This is a genomic window from Streptosporangium sp. NPDC049644, assembly GCF_040675205.1.
In the GTDB taxonomy this organism is placed as follows: Bacteria; Actinomycetota; Actinomycetes; order Streptosporangiales; family Streptosporangiaceae; genus Streptosporangium; species Streptosporangium fukuiense.
On record NZ_JBFAOJ010000003.1, the window covers coordinates 43,230 to 68,695 of the forward strand.

Below are 25,466 nucleotides of genomic sequence, written 5' to 3' on the forward strand. Positions count from 1 at the left end.
AGGGGTGTCGCGCCGTGTCCTTGTTTCCCGCTGTTCTCGGCGCCGTCCCCATGACCGGCCCCGCGATCCGCTTCGCGGATCTCCGGTGGTCACGATGAACGGCATCCCGTGCCCGGCGAGGGGAGCGGGCCGATCCACGGTCACGGCGAAGGGCGTGCTGCCGCGATGCGGGCGGACCCTCTCCGGACTTCTCGTGCTGAGCATGGCCGCCGGTGCGCTGAGCGTCCCGGCCACCACGGCCGCGTCGGCGGCCGGCACCGTCGTGTTCAACCAGCCCTTCCACAACAACACGGCCAACGGCACCGGTGCCGTGGTGCTGCCCTCGCTGCCGAGCGGGTCGAGCGGGTCGAACTACGCCTGCCTGACCGCCTCCGGCAACGGCGGCACCGGCGTCCTGCAGAGCTGCAGCGGGAACACCGACAGTCAGGGCTCGGGCAAACTGCGCCTGACGAACGCGACGACCAACAAGACGGGTGGTCTCTTCGGCGCGGTCAGCGTGCCCGCCTCGCAGGGGCTCGACGTGACGTTCAACACCTACCAGTACGGCGGGGGCGGGGCCGACGGCATCACCTTCGTGCTGGCGGCGGTCGATCCGGCGAACCCGAAGTCGCCGGCCAACATCGGTCAGTCGGGCGGCGCTCTCGGCTACTCCGGGACCGGCTCGATCGTCGGCCTGGCGTACGGCTATCTCGGCATCGGCCTCGACGTGTACGGAAACTTCAGCAGCGGCACCTACCAGGGAAGCGGCTGCGCGAACCTGCCGGGAACGGGGGTTCGGGTACCCGGCCAGGTCGTCATCCGCGGGCCGGGCAACGGTACCGTCGGATACTGCGCGCTCAACACCACGGCCGCCTCGACGAGTGCCACCCCACTGGCGCTGCGGGCGACCAGCCGTACCGCCGTTCCTGTGCAGATCGGTATCAACCCCACCGCGGCGTCGCTGACCACCGCCGCCGGACTGGTGGTCCCGCCCAGCAGTTACGTGGTGGTGGTCACCCTGGTGGGCGGTACGAACAAGACCCTGACCGGCAGTCTTCCGACGGTGCCCACCGGCCTGTATCCGGCGAGCTGGCTGAACGCCAACGGGACTCCCCGGCAACTGGCCTTCGGCTGGGTGGCCTCCACCGGAAGCGTGACCGACTTCCACGAGGTCGACGCGGCCACGGTGACCACGGTCAGCTCGGTCCCCCAGCTGACCGTCGCGCAGACCGGCTACAGCGCCACGACGCCGGCGCCGGGCAGCCCCGTGACCTACAGTGTCGTCTCCGGTGTCAGCGCGGACGGCATCGCGGAATCCTCGCCGATCTCGATGACCCAGACCATGCCGGCCGGGGTGGTGCCCACCGGCGCCTACGGAACGGGATGGGTCTGCGCGGCGCCGGTCGGGCAGTCCGTCACCTGTACCAACGGCAACGTCCCGTTCGCGGCCGGAGCGACGTTACCGCCGATCACGATGACGGGCGTCGTCACCGGGACCGGTGTCACCCAGGCCCTGATCCAGACCGCGACCGTGGTCACCGCCTCGTCGATCGACGCCAACCCCGCCTACTCGACGACGACGACCCAGGGAACGCCGCCGTCGGCGCCCAGCGGCGTCAGCCTGAGTTCGACGACGGGTTCGATCTCCGGCGGCTCCTCGAACATCGTGAGCGGGACGAACATCTCCAACGCGACGGCCATCATGATCGGTACCGCCGCCGAGCAGGCGGCCGGCACCGCCGTCGTCCTGACGCCCTGCGCCTCGGGGGCCACCACCGGGTGTTTCACCGCCAATGCCAACGGCACGTTGACCATTCCCGCCATGCCTGCCCGAGCCGCCAGCGCGTCGGTGTCGGTCACCGTGGTCACCCTGGGACTCGCCGCGTCCGCCACCTACGTCTACGCCGCCTCCCCGGCCGCGCCCGCCGCCCCCACCGCCACGGCGGGGGTGAGCAGCGCCACGGTGACCTGGACGGCGCCGAACAACAACGGCGGCGCCATCACCGGTTACCTGGTGACCCCGTACAAGAACGGGGTGGCCCAGACCCCGGTGGCCTATGACGCCTCGACCACCACCCGGACGCTGAGCGGGCTGACCACCGCTGTGCCGTACACCTTCACGGTGACCGCCACGAACGCCTTCGGCACCGGGACGGCCAGTCCGGCGTCCGGCGCGGTCACCCCGTACGCCGTTCCCGGCAGGCCGGCCATCACCTCGGCCACCGCCGGAACCTCCTCGGTGAACCTCACCTGGACGGCGCCGGCGACGAACGGCAGTGACATCACCGGCTACCTCGTCACGCCCTACATCGGTGGCGTCGCGCAGCCGTCCCAGACGTTCAACGGCAATGCGACCACCCAGGCCGTCACCGGTCTGACACCGGGGACCTCGTACCGGTTCACCGTAGCCGCGGCGAACGCGGCGGGCTCCGGCACGCCGTCCGAATCGTCGGCCACCGTCGTCCCCAACTCCGCTCCCGCCTTCACCTTCGCGGCGCCGCCTGCCGGCGAGGTGAACGTCTCCTACAGTGTCCCGCTGACCGTGAGCGGGGGCACCGCGCCGTACACCTGGTCGGTCAGCGCGGGCGGCCTGCCGCCCGGTCTCACCCTGAACGCCTCCACCGGCGTGCTGTCGGGCACCCCCACGCTGGGGAGCGGTTACTCCTTCACCGCCCAGGTGACGGACGCCAGCAACGTGACCGTCACCCGGGCGGTCACCCTGGTCATCGCGGCGGCGCCCGCCCTGACGTTCCCGGCGCCGCCCAACGGCGAGGTGAGCATCCCCTACAGTGTCCCGCTGACCGTGAGCGGGGGCACCGCGCCGTACACCTGGTCGATCACGGCGGGCAGTCTGCCGCCCGGTCTCACCCTGAACGCCTCCACCGGCGTGCTGTCGGGCACCCCGACGGCGGGAGGCGCCTACTCCTTCTCCGTCAAAACGCTCGACGCCCTGAACCAGGGCGACACCAGGACGGTGAGCCTGACGATCGCAGCGCTGCCGGCGTTCACCTTCCCAGCGCCACCGGCAGGGCAGGTCGGAGTCTCCTACAGCGTCCCGCTCACCGTCAGCGGAGGGGTCACGCCCTACACCTGGTCGGTCAGCGCGGGCAGCCTGCCCCCTGGGCTCACCCTGAACGCCTCCACCGGCGTGCTGTCGGGCACCCCGACCACGACGGGCGGCTCCCCCGTCACCTTCCGGGTGGTCGACGCCGCCGGCCTGGCCGCCACCCAGTCCGCGACGCTGGTCATGGTGGCCGGGCCGCTGGTCATGGTCAAGACGGCCAATGCCTCCTCGGTGGTGCCCGGTGAAACGCTCACCTACACGATCACCGTGAACAACACCGGGTCGAGCGCCTTCAACGGGGCGACACTGACCGACCCGCTGGCGGGTGTTCTCGACGACGCGACCTACAACGGTGACGCGTCCGCGAACATCGGCTCGGTCTCGGTGACCGGTCAGAGCCTGACCTGGACCGGCAACGTGCCGGCCGGAGCGACGGTGACCATCGGCTACTCGGTCACCGTGAGCAACCCGGGCACCGGTAACAAGGTGCTGGCCAACGCGGTGACCTCGTCGACCGTCGGCAGCACCTGCCCGAGTGGCGGTGGCGACCCCCGGTGCTCCGCCACCGTCACCGTGTCCGGCCTGTCCATCGCCAAGGTCGCCAGCGTCGCGACGACGACCCCCGGCGGGACGATCGGCTACACCGTCACGGTGACGAACAACGGTCAGACCCCGTACACCGGCGCGACGTTCGTCGACTCGATGGCCGGCCTGCTCGACGACGCCGTCTACAACGCGGACGCGACCGCCTCCGGTGGCAGCGTGTCGTACACCGGCCCCAACCTGACCTGGACCGGGAACCTCGCTCCCGGCGCGAGCGCGAACATCACCTACTCGGCCACGGTGCGAAACCCCGACGGCGGGGACCGGACCGTATCCAACACGATCACCTCCGGTACCCCCGGCAGCACCTGCCCGGCCGGCAACCGCGCCGCGCCGTGCACCGCCACCGTCACGGTCCTGGTTCCGGGCCTCACGATCAGCAGCGGCGCGGACGTGGCCACCACCACGCCGGGCTCGGTCGTGAACTACACGTTGACGGCCGCCAACACCGGGCAGACCCCGTACGCCGGGACCGGCTTCACCGCCTCCCTGGCGGGTGTGCTGGACGACGCGACGGTCAACGGCAGCCTCTCCGCGACGTCGGGCACCGTCGTCAACAATCTGGACGGCACCTTCACCTGGACGGGCAACCTGGCCATCGGCGCGAGCGTCACCATCACGGGCTCGGTCACCGTGAACGATCCCGACACCGGCGACAGGCTCCTGCGGACCGCCGTCACCTCCGCCGCGCCGGGTAACAACTGCCCGGCCGGCAACCAGGCCCCCGGGTGCTTCAGCACCGTCACGGTCCTGATCCCCGGCCTGACGATCGTCAAGTCGGCCGGCACGTCGACCACGACTCCCGGCTCGGTCGTGAACTACACGGTCGCGGTCACCAACACCGGGCAGACCGCCTACACCGGCGCGACGTTCGCCGACGCGCTGGGCGGGGTGCTCGACGACGCGACCTACAACGCGGACGCCGCCGCGACCAGCGGCTCGGTCGGCTTCGCCGGCTCCACGCTGACCTGGACCGGCAACCTGGCGGTCGGCGCGAGTGCCACGATCACCTACTCGGTCACCGTCGACAACCCCGACACCGGGAACAGGACGCTGACCGGCACCCTCACCTCGGCCACCGCCGGCGGCAACTGCCCCGCGGGCGGCGGTGACCCCCGGTGCGCCGGCAGCGTGACGGTTCTCGTCCCGCGGCTGACGATCAGCACCGGGGCGGACGTGGCCACGACGACCCCGGGGGGCGTCGTGAACTACACCACCACGCTGGCCAACACCGGGCAGACCCCGTACACGGGCATCGGCGCCGTGTTCGACGTCTCGGCCGCGTTCGACGACGTGACCTACGGCGGCGACCTCACGGCCAGTTCCGGCAGCGTCGGCATCTCCCCGGGAGGCTCGATCACATGGTCCGGGGACATCGCGATCGGTGCGACGGTCACCATCACCGGCTCGGTCACGGTGAACGATCCCGACACCGGCGACAGGGTCCTGAGAGGCGCCGTCACGTCCGCCGCTCCCGGCAGCACCTGCCCGGTCGTCGGCGCGTCGGCGCCCGGGTGCTTCACCCTGGTCACCGTCCTGGTCCCGGCGTTGGCGATCACGAACACCGCCGACACCCGGACGACCACGCCGGGTGGCACGGTCACCTATACGACGACGGTGACCAACACCGGGCAGACCCCCTACAGCGGTGCCCGGGTCACCGGCCAACTGGCCCAGGTGTTCAACGACGCCGTCTACAACGGCGACGCGACCGCGACGACCGGCACCGTGGCCTTCGCCGGGTCCGACCTGACCTGGACCGGTGACCTGGCGATCGGGGCGAGCGCGACCGTCACCTACTCGGTCACCGTGCGAAACCCCGACCGCGGCGACAAGGTGATGACCAACACCGCGGTGTCGTCCGCCCCGGGCAGCACCTGCCCGGTGGGGAGCGCCGGCACGGGGTGCGTCTCGGTGGTGACGGTCCTGGTGCCGAGGCTGACCATCGCGGCGAGCGCGGACACCGGTACGACGAGGCCGGGGGCCACCGTCGGCTACACGGTCACCGTCACCAACTCCGGGGAGACCCCGTACACCGGGGCCGCCGTCACCGACCTGCTGACCGGGGTGCTGGACGACGCGACCTACAACGCGGACGCCGGCGCCACGACGGGTACGGTCACCCTCGCCGGGTCCAACCTGGGCTGGACCGGTGACCTGGCGGTCGGCGCGAGTACCACGATCACCTACTCGGTCACCGTGAACGATCCCGGCACCGGAGACGCTCTGCTCTCCAGCACCGCCGTCTCGCCCACCACGGGGAGCAACTGCCCGACAGGGGGCACCGATTCGCGCTGCACCGTCGTGGTGGCGGTGGCGCGGCTGGTCATCTCGCAGGGTTACGTCGGGAGCAGTGCCACACCGGGTTCGACGATCCGGCTCAACGCCACCTTCACCAACACCGGGAAGGTCCCCTACACGGGGATCAGCGTCTCCAGTCCGACCGCCGGCACCGTCGACGACGCCGTCCCCAACGGTGACCAGACCGCGAGCTCCGGGACGCTGGTCCTCGGCGCCACGGCCATCACCTGGACCGGCAACATTCCCGTCGGAGGCACCGTCACGGTCACCGGCACCCTGACCGTGAAGAATCCTCCCACCGGGAACAAGATCGTCACCGGCACCCTGGTCTCGGCCGCTCCCGGTAACAACTGCCCGGCCGGCGGCTCCGACCCCCGTTGCACGGCCCTGCTCAACGTCGTCGTCCCCGGCTTGACGATCACCAACACCGCCGACACCTCCGTCACGGTCCAGGGGGGCACCGTCGGCTACACGGTCACCGTCACCAACTCCGGGCAGACGCCGTACACCGGTGCGACGTTCACCGAGGCGCTGGCGGGCGTGCTGGACGACGCGGTCCACAACGGCGACGCGACGGCGACGACCGGCGGCGTCTCCTTCGCCGGCTCCGATCTGACCTGGACCGGCGATCTGGCGGTCGGGGCGAGCACGACGATCACCTACTCGGTCACCGTGCGAAACCCCGACCCCGGAGACAGGAACCTGACCGGCACGATCTCCTCGCCCACCGGCGGCGGCAACTGCGCCCCGGCGAGTGGCAACGCGCAGTGCACCAGCACCGTGATCGTGCTCGTCCCCGCGCTGACCGTCGTCCAGACCGACGTGCCCACCAAGGCCGTGCCGGGAAGCACGATCACCTACACGATCATCGCCACCAACACCGGACAGCTCCCCTACGCGGGGGTGACGTTCACCGAATCGCTGGCGGATGTGCTGGACGACGCGGTCCACAACGGCGACGCGACGGCGACGACCGGCGGCGTCTCCTTCGCCGGCTCCGATCTGACCTGGACCGGAGACCTCGCGCCCGGCGCGAGCACGACGATCACCTACACGGTCACCGTCGACAACCCGGTGACCGGTAACGCGAACCTGGCGAGCGTGATCACCTCCACCGCCGCCGGTAACAACTGCCCGGCCGGCGGGACCGACCCCCGCTGCGGCACCAGCGTCCCGGTCACCCAGACCACCTCGCTGACCTTCGACAAGGCCGCGAGCACCCCCTCGGCCGGGCGGGGCGAGACGGTCACCTACACCGTCACGATCAGCAACAGCGGGCTGACGCCCTACGTCGGCGCGACGTTCACCGATGATCTGACCGACGTCCTGGACGACAGCACCTACAACAACGACGCCGTGGCGGGCACGGGCACCGTCGGCTACACCGCGCCCAAACTGACCTGGACCGGAACCGTCCCCGCCAGTGGATCGACCACGGTCGTCTACTCGGTGACGGTGGGCACCTCACCCGACGGGGCCCTCGTCAACACCCTGGTCTCGACCTCGCCGGACGGCAACTGCGCCGCGGCGAGCGCCGACCCGCGCTGCTCGGTCACCGTGACCGTGGCCAGGCTGACCATCGTGACCACGTCCAACGCGGCGACCTACCTGCCGGGCGAGGTGGTGCACTACACGTCGGTGATGACCAACGCCGGGCAGACGCCGTACAACGGGATCAGCGTGCTGTTCAACGGGATCGGGGGGGTCGACGACAGCGTGCCCAACGGCGACCAGAGCGCGACCTCCGGGTCGCTGTCGCTGGGTCTCGACGGGCTGACCTGGACCGGCAGCATTCCGGTGGGCGGCAGCGTCACGCTGACCGGCAGCATCACGGTGAACAACCCCGACACCGGCGACAAGCTGATCACACTCACCTCGGTCTCCGCGGCGCAGGGCAGCGGCTGTCCGGTGGCGGCCGCTCCCGGCTGCACCACCTCGGTCACCGTGCTGACCCCCGGCCTGACGATCACCAAGGTCGCGGACCGGAGCGTGGTGGTCCCCGGCGGCACGGTCGCCTACACGCTCACCATCGCCAACAGCGGGAACAGCGCGTACGCCGGCGCCGTGGTCACCGACTCGCTGACCGGCGCGGTGGACGGGGCGGCCTACAACGGTGACGCGAGCGCCACGAGCGGCACGGTCGGCTTCGCGGGCGAGGCCCTGACCTGGACCGGCGATCTGGCGGTCGGCGCGACCGCGACCGTCGGTTACTCCCTCACCGTGAACAGCCATCCCAACGGTGACAAGCTCATGAGCAACGACGTCGCCTCCACCGAGATGGGCAGCACCTGCCCGCCCGGCAGCGGGAGTTCGGCCTGCAACGCGAGGGTCGTCATCCTCACCCCGATCCTGACGATCGTGAAGACACCCGGCACCGCGTCGACCACCCCCGGAGGGACGGTCGCCTACACGGTCACTGCCACCAACACCGGGCAGGTGTCCTTCGCCGCGGCGACGTTCACCGACGCGCTGGCCGGAGTGCTGGACGACGCGGCCTACAACACCGACGCGAGCGCCACGCGCGGCACCGTCACCTTCGCCGGCTCCAACCTGACCTGGACCGGAGCCCTCGACCCCGGCGACGGGGTCACCCTCACCTACAGCGTCACGACGAACGCCCCCGGTACCGGTGACCAGAAGCTGACCAACACGGTCACCTCGGCCACCGCGGGCAGTACCTGCCCGGCCGGAAGTACCGACACCCGCTGCTTCAGCGAGGTCCTGATCTCAAGAATCAGGATCACTATGACGGCGGACGCCTTCACCGCCGTCCCGACCGGGGTCGTCGAGTACACGGTCACGATCGCCAACACCGGGCGGACGCCGTACAGCGGCCGCATCACCGTGAACGGCCTGCTCGCCGGGGTCCTCGACGACGCGGTCTACAACGGTGACGGAACGGCCTCGTCGGGAAACCTCGTCTTCACCCCCGCGGCCGGCCAGATGGCGTGGACCGGTCTTCTCCCGATCGGCACGAATGTCACCATCACCTTCTCGGTGAGGGTGCGGAACCCCGATCCGGGCGACAAGGTGCTGAACGCCGTCATGACCTCCGACGCCCCGGGCAACAACTGCCCGGTGGGGGGCACCGACCCGCTCTGTGCCTCGGAGGTCACCGTGCTGACCCCCGTCCTGGCCCTGGTCACGAGCGCCGACCGGACGACGGTCGCTCCCGGCGGGACCGTCACCTACACGACCACGGTCGCCAACACCGGCCAGACCCCGTACACCGGGGCGACGGCGACCGACGACCTCGCGGGGGTGCTCACGGACGCCACCTACAACGGTGACGCGAGCGCCACGAGCGGCACCGTCACCCTGACCGGCTCCGCTCTGACCTGGACCGGTGACCTGGCGGTCGGCGCGATAGCGACGATCACCTACTCGGTCACCGTGAACAACCCCGACCTGGGCGACAAGCTGCTCGAAAACCAGGTCTTCTCCGACACGCTGGGCAGTACCTGCCCGTCCACCGGCTCCGTTCCGGCGTGCACGGCGCTCGTCACCGTGCTCGTTCCGGCGCTGACCATCGTCAAGACGGCCGACGCGGTGACCACGACCCCCGGTGGCACGGTCGGCTACACGATCACGGTCACCAACACCGGGCAGACGGACCACACCGGCGTGACCGTCACCGATCCGCTGGCGGCGGTGCTGGACGACGCCGCCTACAACGGGGACGCGACCGCCACGGTCGGCACGGTCGGCCTTGCCGGGCAGAGCCTGACCTGGACCGGCGATCTGGTGATCGGCGCGACGGTGACCATCGGCTACTCGGTCACCGTCAACGATCCGGGCGACGGTGACCGGCTGCTCACCGGCACCGTCGCCTCCGGCGCACCGGGCAGCACCTGCCCGGTGGGTGGTGGCACCCCTGCCTGCACCTCGACGGTGACCGTGCTCACCCCGGGACTGGCCGTCTCCATCGCCGCGGACAAGGCGACCGCGACCCCCGGAGGCGTCGCGCGGTTCACGATCACGATCGCCAACACCGGCCAGACCCCGTACACCGGGGTGAGCGTCGCGAACGCTCTCGCCGACGTGCTGGACGGGGCCGCCTACAACGGGGACGCGACCGCCACGGTCGGCACGGTCGCCGTCGCCGGGCAGACCCTGACCTGGACCGGCGATCTGGCGGTCGGCGCGACGGTGACCGTCACCTACACGGTGACGGTCGACGACCCCGACACCGGGGACACCGGCATGACCGGCGTCGTCTCCTCGTCCGCGCCGGGCAGCGGCTGCCCGGTGGCCTCCACCGCCCCGGCCTGCACCGCGACCGTCACCATCCTGATCCCCGCGCTGAGCATCGCGATGACCGCCGACACGGCGACCACGACCCCCGGGAGCACGGTCGGCTACACGATCACGGTCACCAACACCGGGCAGACGGACCACGCCGCGGCCTCCGTCGTCGCCGCGCTCGACGGGGTGTTCCCCGACGCCGTCTACAACGGGGACGCGAGCGCCTCCACCGGCGTCTTCGACTACACGGCGCCGAAACTGACCTGGACCGGCGCCCTCGCGATGGGCGCGAGCACCGTGATCACCTACTCCGTCACGGTGCGGGATCCCGACCCCGGTGACAAGGTCCTGGCCGGCGGCGTGAGCTCCACCACGCAGGGCAGCACCTGTCCGGTGGGCGGCACCGACCCGGCCTGCGCGACACTCGTGCGCGTCCTGGTGCCGCAACTCACGATCACGGCGACCGCCGACACCGGCACCGTCGTCGCCGGGGGCACCGTCCACTACACGGTTACCCTGGCCAACACCGGCGAGACCGACTACGCCGGTGCCGCGTTCACCGAGTCACTGGCCGGGATGCTCGACGACGCCGTCTACGGCGACGACGCGAGTGCCTCCAGCGGCACCGTCGCCTTCGCCGACGACGTCCTCGGCTGGAGTGGCGACCTCGCCATCGGTGCCACCGCGACGGTCACCTATTCGGTCACCACCATCCATCCCCCTCCGGGTGACAAGGCCCTGACCGGCACCGTCAGCTCCGCCGCCGCCGGAACGACATGTCCCGCGGCGGGAGGCGATCCTCGCTGCACCACGACCGTCGCGGTCCTGACTCCCGGTCTCACCATCACCAAGACCGCTGACAACAGCGGTGCCGTGGCGGTGAAGGCCACCGTCCAGTACACGATCACGGTCACGAACACCGGTGAGACCCCGTACGCCGCTGCCGTGGTCACCGACTCGCTGGCCGGGGTGCTCGACGACGCCGTCTACAACAACGACGCGAGCGCCTCCAGCGGCACCGTCAGCTATGCCGGCGGGGTCCTCGGCTGGACCGGGGCGCTGCCGATGGAGGCGAGCGCGGTCATCACCTTCACCGTCGTCACCGATGAGGAGGCCACGGGTGACGGAACCCTCGACAACCGGGTCACCTCGGCGACGACGGGTGGCAACTGCCCGGTCGGGGGCACCGACCCGCGCTGCTCGGTCGTGATCACCCTGATCCCCACCAGCATCACCCTCACCGACCTGACCGGCGGTTTCGTCCTGGCAGGCACCCCGGATTCGACGGTCAGGAGCAACGGAGCCGTGACCATGACCGTCATCACGAACAGCTTCGACGGCTACAGCGTCACCGTGCAGGCGGATTCGGCCGAGCTCACCTCGGACCGGCCCGGCAACGACGCCACCATCCCGATCGGGAACCTGCGCGTGCGCGAGAGCGGCACATCGGCCTTCCAGGACGTCTCGGCCACCACCCCGGTGCTCGTCCACCGGCAGGACGGCCCGTCCGCTCCCGGCGGGGACGCCATCGGCAATGACTTTGAGGGTTACATCCCCTTTGTTCCGGTCGGCGGCTATTCGGCGACGCTCACCTACGTCGCGACGGCCAGTTGACGCGCAGACGCCCCCGCCGGGAACCCGGCGGGGCGCACCAGGCACCTCTCACCCGACACCCGAACAACGTGAAGGAGCAAGCCATGGCAGTGATCACACGGTGTGCCGCCGCTCTCTGCGGACTCGGCGCGGTCCTGGTCGTCACCCTTGCCACGCCCTCGGCGGCGTCCGCCCTCAAACCGCATCCCGACGGCAAGGAGGGGAAGGCGGCCGTCATGGCCGCCCCCAGGCTGAGCATCGGCATCGACAACGGCCAGACCACCGCCGAGGAGGGGGACCGGTTCACCTACACCGTCACCGTCGACAACATCGGCGCGGACAGGGCGCGTGGACTCAGGGTCACCCAGAGCCTGCCGACCGGCCTGCACCTCGTCTCGGCCGACGGCCAGGGCAGGGCCGAGGCGGGCCAGGTGCTCTGGACCGCCGATGTGCCGGCGGGTGAGAAGGTCGTCTTCCACACCGTCGCCGAGGTGCGAGACACCCCCCAGGACCTGCTCCGCCTGGCCACCGTCGCCTGTGCGAGCGTCAAGACGGACGACAGGCCCCTGGTCTGCGCCACCCACTCCGACCGGTTGCCGGCCGGTGCGGCCGCCGAGGCGGCCGCCCACGAGGCGGCCGGCCCCGTGACGAGCCGCCTGTGGTACGCGGGCGCCGGCGCCGGCCTGCTGGCCCTGGCCGTGCTCCTGGCCTTCCGCCGAACCGGACTCCGCCGTCACCCGGGGCGGTCGTCCTCGTAACGATCGCGCCCGGCCTCATGGACCCGCGTACCTGTGCACCTCCGGCCGTGGGGGTGCACAGGGCCTACTCGTCGCCGGTGAGGGAGAAGCCGCGGAGGCGCTGGCCCGACCAGACCACCGCGCCGACGGTGATGATCAGCAGGGCCGGTACGGCGAAGCCGAGGGTGATCTCGGTGGAGAAGAACGGCGAGGAGGACACCTGGTCGGCGATCGACTGGGCCCACTGCTGGATGGAGAACCTCCGGGCGCCGGGGACGAAGTTGCCCACCACACCCTCCCAGACGAGCGCGTAGACGATGCCGATGGTGACCGCGTGCCGGGTCAGCACGCCCAGCAGCATGAACACCGCCGCGTACGCGATCCCGCCCACCAGGGCGCCGAGGGCGAAGCCGTAGGCGATCCCGGATTCGAGGTTGACCAGCAGGTAGGCCGCGACAAAGGTCGGTACGGCGGCGAACAGCGCGAGCATCGAGGCGGCGACCGCGAACTTGGTCTGCGCGATCACCGGGCGGGAGATCGGCTTGGCCAGCAGGTGGATGATCGTGCCGTCGTCGATCTCGGGGGCGATCACCCCGGTCCCGGCGATCAGACCGAGCAGCGGCAGCATGGTGCCGATGGCGAAGGTCCGCATGAGCGTGACCGCGGTCCGCTCGTCGGCGGCGCCGATGAGGTTCAGCAGGGCCGCCATGGCGACCAGCACCAGGGGCAGCATGATCAGCAGCCAGATCCGGCGGCGGCCGAGGAGGGCCCGGTAGGAGATTCCGGCGATGACACCGTTCATGATCAGCTGCTCCTGTTGATCAGGTAGGAGAAGACGCTCTCCAGGTCCTCGTCGGCGGGGGAGACCTGCCAGACGCGTACGTCCGCGTCCCTGGCGACCCTGGGCAGCAGACGGGTGAAGCGCCGGAAGTCGACCGCCTGCACCTCCAGGCCCGCCGCGGTCAGCGAGACCGCGCCCGAGGAGGCGTCGGCGATCAGCGCGGACGCCAGGCGGCGGTCGTCGCTGGAGCGGACCCTGAACAGGTGCGGGCGGTCGGTCATCCGGCGGCGGATCTCACGGAAGTCCCCGGAGGCGGCGTGCCGGCCCGCGACCAGCACCTCGATGTGCTGGGCGACGCGTTCCACCTCCTCCAGGATGTGCGAGCTGAACAGGATGGTCTTGCCCGCCGCGCCCATGGCGCCGACCAGGTCCATCAGGTGCAGGCGCTGGCGGGGGTCCATGCCGTTGAACGGCTCGTCGAGCAGCAGGACCTGGGGGTCGTGCACCAGGGCGGCGGCCACCTTGACACGCTGGCGCATGCCCTTGGAGTACGTCTCGATCCTGCGGTCCTTGGCGCTCTCCATCTCCACCAGGGCGAGTGCCTTGCCGGCGGCGTCCTCGGGGTCGGGCAGGCGGTGCAGCCTCGCGCTGGACAGCACGAACTGCCAGCCGGTGAGGAAGCCGTAGACGGCCTCGCGCTCGGGGACCAGGCCGATGGAGCGGTAGATCTGGTGGTTGCGCCAGATCCGGTCGCCGTCCAGGGTGACGGTGCCGCCCGAGGGCGCCAGGAACCCGGCCATCATGTGCAGCAGCGTGGACTTGCCCGCGCCGTTCGGGCCGAGCAGCCCGGTGACGCCGGGGCCGACGGTCATGGTGATGTCGTTGACGGCGACCACGTTGCCGTACCAGCGGGAGACCTGTGCCAGTTCGATCCTCATCGGGAGGCCGCCTTCCGGTAGCGCGCGATCAGGGCCGTCACGGACAGGCCGATCAGCACGATCATGATCACTCCGGCGACCAGGCTGCCCGCGCCCGAGGGGTAGATGACGTTCGAGGCGGGGGCCGCCCCGAAGATTCCGACGTGCACGGCGGCGTCCACCAGGAAGAACGGGTTGATCAGCCAGGCCCACGCGGCGGCGGCGTCGTTGCCCATCGACTCCAGCACCCCGAACAGCACGGTGGAGACGGCGGAGGCGAGCAGGTAGAGGGCGATGACCGAGGCCACGCCCAGACCGCGTCTGGGGGTGAACGAGGCGATGGCGATGCCGAGGCAGGCCAGCAGCAGCGCGTAGCCGGCCGCGCCGGCCATGCCGGTGAGGTATTCGACGGTGTGCGTGTCGCCGGGCAGGTCGATGACCACCTCGCCGATGAACAGCACGGTGAGCGGCACCGCCAGCAGCAGGAACATCGCCGCGGTCATCGCCGCCAGCTTCGCCCCGACGTAGTCCCAGAGCGTCACCGGGCGCGACAGGTAGAGCGGTAGCACCCGGAAGCGCAGGTCGGGGGCGACGGCGTACGGCGACTGCGAGGCCAGGAAGATCGCGAGGACGGCCTGCATGATCACCGCGTACTCGGTGTAGCGCATCCCCTCCTGCTTGATCAGCGCCATGACCGCGATGGACACGACGGCGGGCAGGAGCATGACGCCCACCAGCATGAAGGGAATGATCTTGGAGCGGGCGGTGCGGCCGAGTCCGAAGATCCCGCGCAGGCTGTGCACGGCCAGCGCGGCGGTGGCGTGGCCCCGGCCGAGCCGCGCCCCGTCGTAGTGGCGGTATCCGATGTCGTGGATGACACCCGTGGGTTCAGACATTGGCCGGCTCCCTGAAGACGTCCTCGATGCGCTGGCGCCCCTGCTCCAGGCGGACGAGGCAGAGGTCGAGCTCGCAGACGGCGTCGCGGAGGACGTCGAAGGTCTCCGGTGCGCGGACGTGGACGAGCAGCATCCTGCCGTGCGGGGTCACGGTCTCCCCCAACTCGGTCAGCCGGGCCGCGAGCGCGTCCTGGCCCTCCTCCACCTCGACGGTCACGCTCTGGGTCTGCTGGGTGAACTCCCCGATGGCCGAGGAGCGCAGCAGCTTGCCGCCGTCGATCACGATGACGTGGTCGCAGACCCGCTCAAGCTCGCCCAGCAGGTGGGAGGTGACCAGCACGCTGATGCCGAACTCCGAGCCGATCCTGCGGATCAGCGCGAGCATCTCGTCACGGCCCTGCGGGTCGAGGCCGTTGGTGGGCTCGTCCAGCAGGACCAGGCGCGGGTCGTGCACCAGGGCCTGGGCCAGCTTGACCCGCTGCTTCATGCCGGTGGAGTAGCCGCCCATCGCGCGGTAGCGCTCCTCGTAGAGCCCGACGTGGCGCAGCACGTCGGCGGCGCGCTCGCGGGCCGCGGTGCGCGGCAGGCCGGACATCTGGGCCATGTGCACGGTGAACTCGGTGGCGGACAGATCGGGCGGCAGGCAGTCGTGCTCGGGCATGTAGCCCACGATCCGGCGGATCTCCGCGCCCCTGGTCGCGGTGTCCATGCCCAGTACCTGGGCGCGGCCGGCGCTGGGTTCGAGCAGGCCGAGCAGGATCTTGATCAGCGTGGACTTGCCCGCGCCGTTGGCGCCGACCAGACCGGTCACGCCGGGGCCGACGGTGACGGTGAGCTGGTCGAGCGCCGTCACCCGGGGGAAACGTCTGGTCAGTCCCTCGGTGGCGAGGATAGTCATACCGGGACACTATCCGCCGTCGCGGGCGGGCACCTCAGTCATACGAAGGAGACCCTCTCGTCCAAAAGGGCGGTTCACCGCCTGCCGGGGGGTGCCGGAAGCCGCATGCCGAACCGGGACCAGTAGGCCCTCTGCACGAGGAGCGTCAGCACCCCGGAGATGATCATTCCTGCGACGTTCACCCCGAGCTGGACGGCCGACGCGCCCATGTCACCCCAGCGCGACAGCGCGGCGGCGACCGCGAAGTAGCCCGCGGCCGGGACCGTGGTGACCGAGATGAAGACGCCGACCAGCGCCGAGGACTTGCCGGCGGTCACCGAGAGCACCCCGGCGGCCCCGGCGAGCAGCGCCACGATGAACGACCACCTGTCGGGCTTGACGATGAACTCGATCTCCTCGTGCCCGGTCCGCAGCGAGCCGCTGTCGATCCAGCCCGGCCACCGCCAGGCCAGCGCGCAGGCGAAGGTGATCACGAGGGCGACGGCGAAGCCCACGGCCAGGGTACGGAGCGCGCGGCCGATCAGCAGCCGGTCGGCACGGATCAGGCCGAAGCAGATGGCCGCGATCGCACCGAACTCCGGCCCCAGCACCATCGCGCCGACGATGAGGATCGGCGAGTTGACGATCACCCCGATCGCCGCGATCTGCGTGGCGATCACCAGGAACGCGAGGAAGGCCCAGGTGAGCCGGGAGTCGTCGCCGACCCGCTGGGCGAACTCCGCCCAGACCACCGCGTCGTCCCCGTCGCCGGGCGCCTCCTCCTGGGCGCGCTCGGACACCTCCGAGATCGACAGGTCGACCTCCTCGGCCGCGATCGACCCCTCGGAGTGCAGGCCGAGCCGCTGCAGGTGCTCGATCACCTCGTTGGCGGCCTCGCGGGCGACGTCGAACTGGACGAGGTCTCCGGCGGGGGAGCGCGCGGCGCCGGGAAGCACCACGATGTTGACCACGCCGACGCAGGTTTCGAGCACCTCCAGTACCCCGTCCGACAGTTCCGGCGGACTGATCACGCGCAGATGCAACACGGGCCAACCCTAGGACCTGTGGGCGGCGCACTGAACCCCGGAGAATTCACCCGGCGGACGCGGCGCGGAGCAGACGGAGCTGGCCGATCTCGGCGACGTTCTTCATCAGCTCGGAGTTGACCCAGGCGACCGTGTGGGCGACGGTCAGCCCGGGGCTGTCCGGCCAGGGGAAGGGGGCGACGGCGTCCAGATCGGCGTCGGTGAGCCGGTCCAGCACCGCCAGCCACTCCACGCGCAGGCCGCGCAACCAGTCGACGGTGGCCTGCCCGTCGCCGGGCCACCCGATCTCCTTTCGGTCACGTGGCGTCCGGCCCCGCGCGTGGTCGATGGTCACCGTCCACCACCAGCCGATGTGCCAGGTGACCCACCCGAGGGTGGGGACCGGAATGGGGTCGGGTTCGGCGTCGTCCCAGTCCGGTGTCCACCTCCCGTCGGCGCCGAGGCGTACCGTCCAGTGGTAGGGCACGGGTTCCCAGAGAAAGTCCTCCGGCTTCAGCGCCTCCAGATGGAGTTCGAACAGCGACCAGGTCAGATCGAACTGCCAGCGGAGCAGTTCGGCACGGGAAACAGGCACCGGCCGACCTTGTCACACCGCCGATCCGTTCAGGAAGCCGTTTTCCGGCCGCCGGGAAACGGCCGTCCCCACCGGCGCGCTGTCGACGAGGGCCGGGGCGGCCGCTGATCCTGGGAGGCGGGAGGGGCGGAAGGTCAGATGCGGCGGAGGCGGACCCGGCTGACCGAGTGGTCGGCGCTCTTGTGCAGGACCAGGTCGGCGCGGCCCCTGGTGGGGGCGATGTTCTCCAGGAGGTTGCGCTCGTTGATGTCGCGCCAGATGTCCTCGGCGAACTCGGTCGCCTGCTCCTCGGACAGCTCGGCGAGGTGCCTGAAGTAGGACTTCGGGTCCTCGAAGGCGGTCTGCCGCAGCTTGTGGAAGCGGTCCACGTACCAGTCGCGGATGTGCTCGACCTTGGCGTCCACGTAGATGGAGAAGTCGAAGTAGTCGTTGATCGCCAGCGCGGTGGGCGGGGCGGGCTGCAGCACGTTGAGGCCCTCGACGATGAGGATGTCGGGCCGGCGGATGGTCTGGGTCGCACCGGGCACGATGTCGTACTCCAGGTGGCTGTAGATCGGGGCCGTCACCTCGGGCAGGCCCGCCTTGACGTCGGCGACGAACCTGACCAGGGCCCGCCGGTCGTAGCTCTCCGGGAAACCCTTCCTGTGCATGATGTTCCTGGCGGTGAGGACCTCGTTCGGGAACAGGAAGCTGTCCGTGGTGATCAGGTCCACCCGGGGGTGCTCCGGCCAGCGGGCCAGCAGGGTGTGCAGCAGCCTGGCGGTGGTCGACTTGCCGACCGCGACGCTGCCGGCGATGCCCAGGACGTACGGGGCCGTCCGCCGCTCGCCGCCGAGAAAGGTGTTGAGTGCCGCGCTGCGCTGCCTGACTCCGGTGAAGTGCAGGTTGAGCAGCCGGGTGAGCGGCAGGTAGATGTCGGTGACCTCGGTCAGGTCGATCGGGTCGTCGACGCCGCGCAGCTCCTCCAGCTCGCTCTCGGTGAGCGTCAGGGGGGTGTTCTTCCGCAGGTCGCTCCACTGAGCCCGGCTCAGCTGCACGTACGGTGTCGCGGTGTCCAAACCGTTGGCCATGTTCAGCAAGCCTACTGATCGCCTCCGCGTGCGATCCTGCCGGGTGCCGGGCGGGATTCTTGGGGTGTCTGGGGGGTTCTCCATAGACAAGGTGGCCGATCTCTCAGGGAAGGGGGTAGGTCATGTGCGGCATAGTGGGATATACGGGACAGCGGCAGGCGATCGAGGTCGCCGTCGAGGGACTGGGCCGGCTGGAGTACCGGGGGTACGACTCGGCGGGAATCGCACTGGTCGGACCCGGCGGCCTGGTCGTGGAGAAACGGGCGGGGAAGCTGGCCAACCTGCGCTCGGCACTGCTCTCGCGGCCCGCGCCGCCGTCGACGGTCGGGATCGGGCACACCAGATGGGCCACCCACGGGGCGCCCACCGACCGCAACGCCCACCCGCACGCCGACTGTCACGGGCGGATCGCGGTCATCCACAACGGGATCATCGAGAACTTCGCCGTGCTCAGGAGCGAGCTGGAGGACAAGGGCCACCGGATCGTCTCCGAGACCGACACGGAGGTGGTGGCGCACCTGCTGGAGGAGTTCGCCGCCGGTGGCCTGGCGGAGGCGATGCGCCGGGTCTGCCTGAGGCTGGAGGGGGCGTTCACGCTGCTCGCGGTCTCGGTGGACGAGCCCGAGGTGGTGGTGGGGGCGCGGCGCAACTCGCCGCTGGTGGTCGGCAGGGGAGACGGGGAGAACTTCCTCGGCTCGGACGTGGCGGCCTTCATCGCCTACACGCGCGAGGCGGTGGAGCTGGGGCAGGACCAGGTGGTCGAGCTGCGTCCCTCGAAGATCACGGTCTTCGACTTCCAGGGGGCTCCGGCCGAGACGCGTGACTATCACATCGGCTGGGACGCCTCGGCCGCCGAGAAGGACGGCTACGACCACTTCATGCTCAAGGAGATCGCCGAGCAGCCCAGGGCCGTCGCCGACACGCTGCTCGGCAGGGTCGGCCAGGACGGCCTGCTGGTGCTGGACGAGATGCGCCTGTCCGACCAGGAGCTACGCGACATCAACAAGATCATCCTGGTGGCCTGCGGGACCTCGTACCACGCCGGGCTCATCGCGAAGTACGCCATCGAGCACTGGGCTCAGCTGCCCTGCGAGGTCGAGGTGGCCAGCGAGTTCCGCTACCGCGACCCGATCCTCACCCGGGACACGCTGGTCGTCGTGATCAGCCAGTCGGGCGAGACGATGGACACGCTCATGGCGGTACGGCACGCGCGCGGGCAGCGCTCCCGGGTGCTGGCGGTCTGCAACGTGAACGGCTCCACGATCTCCCGCGAGTCCGACGCCGTCCTCTACACGCACGCGGGCCCGGAGGTCGCGGTGGCCTCCACCAAGGCCTTCCTCACCCAGCTGGTGGCCTGTTACCTGGTGGCGCTCTACCTCGCGCAGGTCCGGGGCACGAAGTTCGGCGACGAGATCACTCAGATCGTCGACCGGCTGGCGGAGATGCCGTCGAAGGTGAGCGAGGTCCTCTCGACGGTCGAACCGGTCCGCGCGCTGGCCAGATCGCTGGCCGACGAGCGGTGCGTGCTCTTCCTCGGGCGGCACGTGGGCTTTCCGGTCGCGCTGGAGGGAGCGCTGAAACTCAAGGAGCTGGCCTACATGCACGCCGAGGGCTTCGCCGCGGGGGAGCTCAAGCACGGCCCGATCGCGCTGATCGACAAGGGGCTCCCGGTCGTGGTCGTCGTCCCCTCGCCGGCCGGCCAGCGGGTGATCCACGACAAGATCGTGTCCAACATCCAGGAGATCAGGGCCAGGGGCGCCAGAACCCTCGTCATCGCCGAGGAGGGCGACGACGTGGTCGAACGGTACGCCGACACGCTGATCCACATTCCGGCCGTGCCGACCCTGCTCCAGCCGCTGGTGGCCACGGTGCCGCTCCAGGTCTTCGCCTGCGAGCTGGCCACCGCCAAGGGGCACGACGTCGACCAGCCCCGCAACCTCGCCAAGTCGGTCACGGTGGAGTGAACCCCGGACGAGGGTTGTCCACAACCTGTGGACAACCCCTATGGATTACCGAGGGGCAGAAGTGGGAATAGGGGCTGCCCGCCTTCTTGCATGATTAATTGTCGATATATGCCATATAGCGGACCACTGGCCGCGGATTAACGTGACGTGAATCCACCGGACCTCAGGGAGTCGCAAGATGGATCGTCGTCGTTTCCTCGCCGGTAGCAGCGCGCTGGCCGCGGCAGGGGTGGCCGGGCCGTTCGCCGGTGTCGCGCGGGCGGGGCTGAACGGGGAGACCCGCCCCGGAGGCGGGTACGGGCCGCTGAAGCCGGTCGCCGACGAGCGGGACGGCGCGATCCGGCTTCACCTGCCCGACGGCTTCCGCTACGCCTCCTTCAGCGTCGCCGGGGACAGGTTCGGCGACGGCTCCGCCGTCCCCTCCAGGCACGACGGCATGGCCGCGTTCCGCGGGCCCGGGAACACCGCGATCCTCGTCCGCAACCACGAGGTCAACGGCCCGGTCGGCGCGTTCGGCGACCCGGCCAGGGCCTACGACCCGGCGGCGGGCGGCGGCACCTCCACGCTCAGGGTCACCCGTTACGGCAAGGTGATCTCCGCGGCCCCCAGCCTGACCGGCACCCAGATGAACTGCTCAGGCGGCCCGATGCCCTGGGGCGCCTGGGTGACCTGCGAGGAGACGGTCAACGGGCCGGACGTGGGCAACGACTTCACCGGCCAGGACAACGGCAAACTCACCCAGAAGCACGGCTACATCTTCGAGGTCCCGATCGACGGCAGGGCCTCGGGGCCGATCAGGAGCGCCGGGCGGTTCGCCCACGAGTCGGCCGCGTTCGACTCGTTCACCGGCGCCGTCTACCTCACCGAGGACAACTTCGCGTTCGCCTCCGGGTTCTACCGCTACCTGCCTCCGAAGAACCCGCTCCGGGCCGGTCGCATCCTCGACGGCGGCAGGCTGCAAATGCTGGCCGTGCAGGGCGCGCCGGGCAAGGACCTCTCGCTCGGCCAGCCCAGGGGAGCCGCTTACCAGACCACCTGGGTGGACATCGACGACCCCGACCCCACCTTCATCGGCACCCCGGTCAACGACCTCGCGGTCCAGGCGGTCGGCAACCAGGGCAGGGCCAAGGGGGCGGCGGTCTTCTCCCGGCTGGAGGGGGCGATCAACCATCACGGCACGATCTACTTCACCTCCACCCAGGGCGGCGCGACCGCGTCCGGCGACACCCCGCCCAGCGGCTTCGGCAAGGGGCGCGGCCAGGTGTGGGCGTACGAGACGTGGAGCGGGAGGCTCAGGCTCGTCTACGAGTCGCCGGGCTCGGTCACCCTCGACCTGCCGGACAACGTCACCGCCAGTCCCCGGGGCACGCTGGTCCTGTGCGAGGACGGCGCGGGCGACAACTACCTGCGCGGTCTCACCAGCCGTGGCGAGATCTTCGACTTCTCCCGGCTGGCCCCCGTCGCCGGGGACTCGGGCGCCGAGTTCGCCGGCTCGACCTTCGGTCCCGGCGGGCACACCCTCTACGTCAACGTCCAGTCGTCGGCGGGGATGAGCTTCGCCATCTGGGGGCCCTGGCAGCGCGGCGGCTTCTGACCTCCCCCGGCCCCCGCCGGCCCCTCGTCGGCCTGCGTGACCCGCTCCGGGGCCGGCCGTACGACGTCCGTGACGACAGGCGGCCGGGGCGGGCGGCCGGCGAAGATCGTCGGTAACCTGGGGAAATGATCGTTGGGATCGGCGTCGACGTCGTGGACGTGGCCAGGTTCGAGGCGACCCTGGTGCGGACGCCCGCGCTGCGGGGGCGCCTGTTCACCGCCGCCGAGAGCGCGCTGGCGACGGAGTCGCTGGCCGCCAGGTTCGCGGCCAAGGAGGCCGTCGCCAAGGCGCTGGGCGCGCCCCCCGGGTTGCGGCACCTGGACGCCGAGGTGCTCACCGGCGAGCACGGGCGGCCCGAGCTGCGGGTGACCGGCAAGGTGGCGGACGTCGCCCTGGCCCTGGGCGTGGTCAGGTGGCACGTCTCCCTGACGCACGACGGGGGTGTCGCCATCGCCTATGTGATCGCCGAGGGATAAATTCGGTGGAATGCGAACCGCGTACACATCCGACCAGATCAGGGCGGCCGAGGCGGCGCTGATGGCGACCCTGCCCGAGGGCACCCTGATGGAGAGGGCGGCCACCGGGCTCGCGGTGGTCTGCGCCAGGATGCTCGGCGGCGTGTACGGCTCCCGCGTCGTACTGCTCGTCGGCGGCGGCGACAACGGCGGCGACACCCTGTACGCCGGGGCACGCCTGGCGGCCAGGGGGGCCGGGGTCGACGCGATCATCGCCGGGAGGCGTGTCCACGAGGCGGGACTCGAGGCCCTGCGCCGCGCGGGCGGCCGGGTGACCGGTCTGCCCGGCGGCGAAGCCGCTACCTCCGCGACCACCCCGAACGGCCGGCCGGTGGCGGGGAGCCTCCCGGGAGTGCCCGGGGACGGTGTGACGGGTGACGACGCGGTGGTGGGCGGGACGGTCCGCGACCTGATCGGCGCGGCGGACCTGATCGTGGACGGGATGCTCGGGATCGGCGGGACCGGGGCGCTCAGGGAGCCGTACGCGACCCTGGCCCGGCTCGCGGGTGACGCGCCCGGCGAGGTCGTCGCGGTGGATCTGCCGAGTGGGGTGGACGCGAGCAGCGGCCAGGTGGAGGGCGCGGCGGTCCGCGCGGACGCCACGGTCACGTTCGGAGCGTGGAAGACCGGGCTGCTGGTGGATCCCGGCGCCGGGCACGCGGGCCGGACGGAACTCGTCGACATCGGTCTCGGCCCTCACCTGCCGGAACCCGACGCGGTCGCGCTGACGGACGCCGACGTGGTCGCCCTGCTGCCCAGGCCCGGCGCCTCCTCCGACAAGTACCGCCGGGGCGTCGTCGGGATCGCGGCGGGCAGCGAGCACTACACCGGCGCGGCGGTGCTGGCGGTGGGCGGGGCACTGCGGGCCGGGGTGGGGATGGTCCGCTACGCGGGAAGCGCCGAGCCGGTGGCCCAGGTGCGGGCCCACTGGCCCGAGGCGGTGATCACCACGCTCGCCCCCGGCGAGGGCGTCGAGGAGGTGGGCCGGGTGCAGGCGTGGGTGCTCGGTCCCGGGCTCGGCACCGGCGACGAGGCGCGCGCCATCGCCCGCTCGGTGCTGGCCGAGGACGTCCCCGTGCTCGTCGACGCCGACGCGCTGACCCTGGTGGCCCAGGAGCGGTCACTGCTCCGCCGCGACGCGCCCGTCCTGATCACCCCGCACGCCGGCGAGCTCTCCCGCCTGACGGGGGTGCCGAGGGAGCTGATCGAGGCACGGAGCCTGGAGAACGTCCGGCGGGCGGCGGCCGAGCTGGAGGTGACCGTACTGCTCAAGGGCTCGACCACGCTGGTCGCGCGGGAGGGGCGGCCGGTCAGGATCAACCCCACCGGAAGTCCCTGGCTCGCGACCGGCGGCACCGGCGACGTGCTGGCCGGCGTGGCGGGCGCACTGCTGGCCGCGGGACTGAGCGGTTACGACGCGGCCTCCTGCGCCGCCTACCTGCACGGAATCGCCGGTCGGCGCGGCCCTCTCGCCGCCTCCGACGTCGCCGAGGCCCTGCCGGAGACGGTGCGGGCGTTGGTCAGCGGGCTCGGGCAGGGCCGCTCACCTGCCAAACTGGACCGATGAGCTTCCCGATGACTCCCGCCGAGGCACGGGTGGACCTCTCGGCGATCCGCGAGAATCTGGCGCTGCTCGGGAGCCACGCTCCCGGCGCCGAGATGATGGCGGTGGTCAAGGCCGACGCCTACGGGCACGGGCTGGTCCCCGCCGCGCGCGGCTGCCTTTCCGGCGGGGCCGGGCGACTGGGCACCGCCTACGTCCGCGAGGCCCTCCAACTGCGGGCCGCCGGGATCACCGCGCCGATCCTTTCGTGGATCCTCCCGCCGGGCGAGCCTCTGCAGCAGGCGGTCGAGCACGACATCGAGTTGTCGGCGGGCTCGGTCGCGGTGGTCGACGCGATCGCCGACGCCGCGGCCCTGGCCGGCCGGACGGCCAGGGTGCATCTGAAGGCCGACACCGGCATGTCACGTGGCGGTGCGACGCCGGACGAGTGGCCCGACCTGCTCGACCGGGCGCTGCGGCGGCGGGCCGAGGGGACCGTCGAGATCGTCGGGCTCTGGTCCCACTTCGCCTGCGCGGACATCCCGGGAGATCCGTCCATCGTGGCCCAGCTGATGGCGTTCGACGAGGCGCTGGCCGTCGCGGAGAAGGCGGGTGCCGGAGGTTCCCACGTCATCAGGCACATCGCCAACTCGGCGGCCACCCTGACGCTGCCGCAGGCGCGCTACGACATGGTCCGGCCCGGGATCGCGACCTTCGGGCTGAGCCCCGTGCCCGAGCTCGGCGACTTCGGGCTGCGCCCGGTGATGACGCTCGTCGCGCGGGTCGCGCTGGTCAAGCGGGTGCCCGCCGGGTCGGGTGTGTCGTACGGCCACCTGTACGTCACGGATCGGGAGACCACGCTTGGTCTCGTCCCGCTCGGGTACGCGGACGGGATCTCGCGGCGCGCCACCAACCTGGCGGAGGTGCTGGCGGGTGACCGCAGGCGGCGGATCGCCGGCCGGGTCTGCATGGACCAGTTCATGATCGACGTAGGGGACGACCGGCTGACGGAGGGCGACGAGGTGATCCTGTTCGGTGACGGATCGCGGGGCGAGCCGACCGCACAGGAATGGGCGGATTCCCTCGGCACGATCACGCATGAGATCGTGACCGGGATCGGTTCGCGGGTCCCACGCGTTTACCGGTGAAAGGAAGCTCAGGGGGGCG

Annotated in this window: 14 protein-coding genes; 7 read left to right on the forward strand and 7 right to left on the reverse strand. The window is 71.1% G+C overall.

Features of this window, described 5'->3' with window-relative positions:
* Nucleotides 1-94 precede the first annotated feature (94 nt).
* Both AB0J58_RS02335 and AB0J58_RS02340 read left to right on the forward strand, forming a co-directional pair.
* Nucleotides 95-11,806: a putative Ig domain-containing protein gene (locus AB0J58_RS02335; protein ID WP_364209092.1), complete on the forward strand. Its 11,712-nt coding sequence runs from the start codon at nucleotides 95-97 to the stop codon at nucleotides 11,804-11,806.
* Nucleotides 11,807-11,889: 83 nt separating this feature from the next.
* Nucleotides 11,890-12,543, forward strand: a complete 654-nt coding sequence (locus AB0J58_RS02340; RefSeq protein ID WP_364209095.1) for a hypothetical protein — start codon at nucleotides 11,890-11,892, stop codon at nucleotides 12,541-12,543.
* A 64-nt stretch (nucleotides 12,544-12,607) separates the two neighbouring features.
* Here AB0J58_RS02340 and AB0J58_RS02345 read toward each other — a convergent pair whose 3' ends face one another.
* The 7 genes from AB0J58_RS02345 to coaA all read right to left on the reverse strand — a co-directional run bounded on the left by AB0J58_RS02345 (nucleotide 12,608) and on the right by coaA (nucleotide 18,683).
* On the reverse strand, nucleotides 12,608-13,324 hold the full coding sequence (locus AB0J58_RS02345; RefSeq protein WP_343968282.1) for an ABC transporter permease subunit: 717 nt from the start codon (nucleotides 13,322-13,324) through the stop codon (nucleotides 12,608-12,610).
* A gap of 2 nt (nucleotides 13,325-13,326) precedes the next feature.
* Nucleotides 13,327-14,241: an ABC transporter ATP-binding protein gene (locus AB0J58_RS02350; protein WP_343968279.1), complete on the reverse strand. Its 915-nt coding sequence runs from the start codon at nucleotides 14,239-14,241 to the stop codon at nucleotides 13,327-13,329.
* Nucleotides 14,238-15,116, reverse strand: a complete 879-nt coding sequence (locus AB0J58_RS02355; protein WP_364209098.1) for an ABC transporter permease — start codon at nucleotides 15,114-15,116, stop codon at nucleotides 14,238-14,240. Before AB0J58_RS02355 ends, AB0J58_RS02350 begins: the two co-directional genes overlap by 4 nt.
* Entirely contained in the window at nucleotides 15,109-16,014 is a 906-nt protein-coding gene (locus AB0J58_RS02360) for an ABC transporter ATP-binding protein (RefSeq protein WP_364146939.1), read from the reverse strand. The genes AB0J58_RS02355 and AB0J58_RS02360 overlap by 8 nt, the downstream gene beginning before the upstream one ends.
* A 74-nt stretch (nucleotides 16,015-16,088) precedes the next feature.
* A complete protein-coding gene (locus AB0J58_RS02365) occupies nucleotides 16,089-17,039 on the reverse strand; it encodes a DUF389 domain-containing protein (RefSeq protein WP_364209101.1) in 951 nt (316 codons plus the stop codon).
* 46 nt (nucleotides 17,040-17,085) lie between these two features.
* Entirely contained in the window at nucleotides 17,086-17,613 is a 528-nt protein-coding gene (locus AB0J58_RS02370; RefSeq protein ID WP_364209104.1) for a DinB family protein, read from the reverse strand.
* Between the two features lie 134 nt (nucleotides 17,614-17,747).
* Nucleotides 17,748-18,683, reverse strand: coding sequence for a type I pantothenate kinase (gene coaA / locus AB0J58_RS02375; protein WP_364209107.1), 936 nt, complete (start codon nucleotides 18,681-18,683; stop codon nucleotides 17,748-17,750).
* A 122-nt stretch (nucleotides 18,684-18,805) separates the two neighbouring features.
* On the opposite strand from coaA, the gene glmS reads away from it, so the two are divergent.
* From glmS to alr, 5 genes are all read left to right on the forward strand, one after another.
* Nucleotides 18,806-20,647, forward strand: a complete 1,842-nt coding sequence (gene glmS, locus AB0J58_RS02380) for a glutamine--fructose-6-phosphate transaminase (isomerizing) (RefSeq protein ID WP_364209110.1) — start codon at nucleotides 18,806-18,808, stop codon at nucleotides 20,645-20,647.
* Nucleotides 20,648-20,825: 178 nt separating this feature from the next.
* Nucleotides 20,826-22,241 carry an alkaline phosphatase PhoX gene (locus tag AB0J58_RS02385; RefSeq protein ID WP_364209113.1) on the forward strand — a complete coding sequence of 472 codons (1,416 nt, stop codon included), beginning with the start codon at nucleotides 20,826-20,828 and terminating at the stop codon, nucleotides 22,239-22,241.
* Between the two features lie 125 nt (nucleotides 22,242-22,366).
* Nucleotides 22,367-22,717, forward strand: coding sequence for a holo-ACP synthase (locus AB0J58_RS02390; protein ID WP_030912838.1), 351 nt, complete (start codon nucleotides 22,367-22,369; stop codon nucleotides 22,715-22,717).
* A 10-nt stretch (nucleotides 22,718-22,727) separates the two neighbouring features.
* Nucleotides 22,728-24,323, forward strand: a complete 1,596-nt coding sequence (locus AB0J58_RS02395) for an NAD(P)H-hydrate dehydratase (protein WP_364209116.1) — start codon at nucleotides 22,728-22,730, stop codon at nucleotides 24,321-24,323.
* Entirely contained in the window at nucleotides 24,320-25,447 is a 1,128-nt protein-coding gene (gene alr / locus AB0J58_RS02400; protein WP_364209119.1) for an alanine racemase, read from the forward strand. The genes AB0J58_RS02395 and alr overlap by 4 nt, the downstream gene beginning before the upstream one ends.
* Nucleotides 25,448-25,466: the final 19 nt, after the last annotated feature.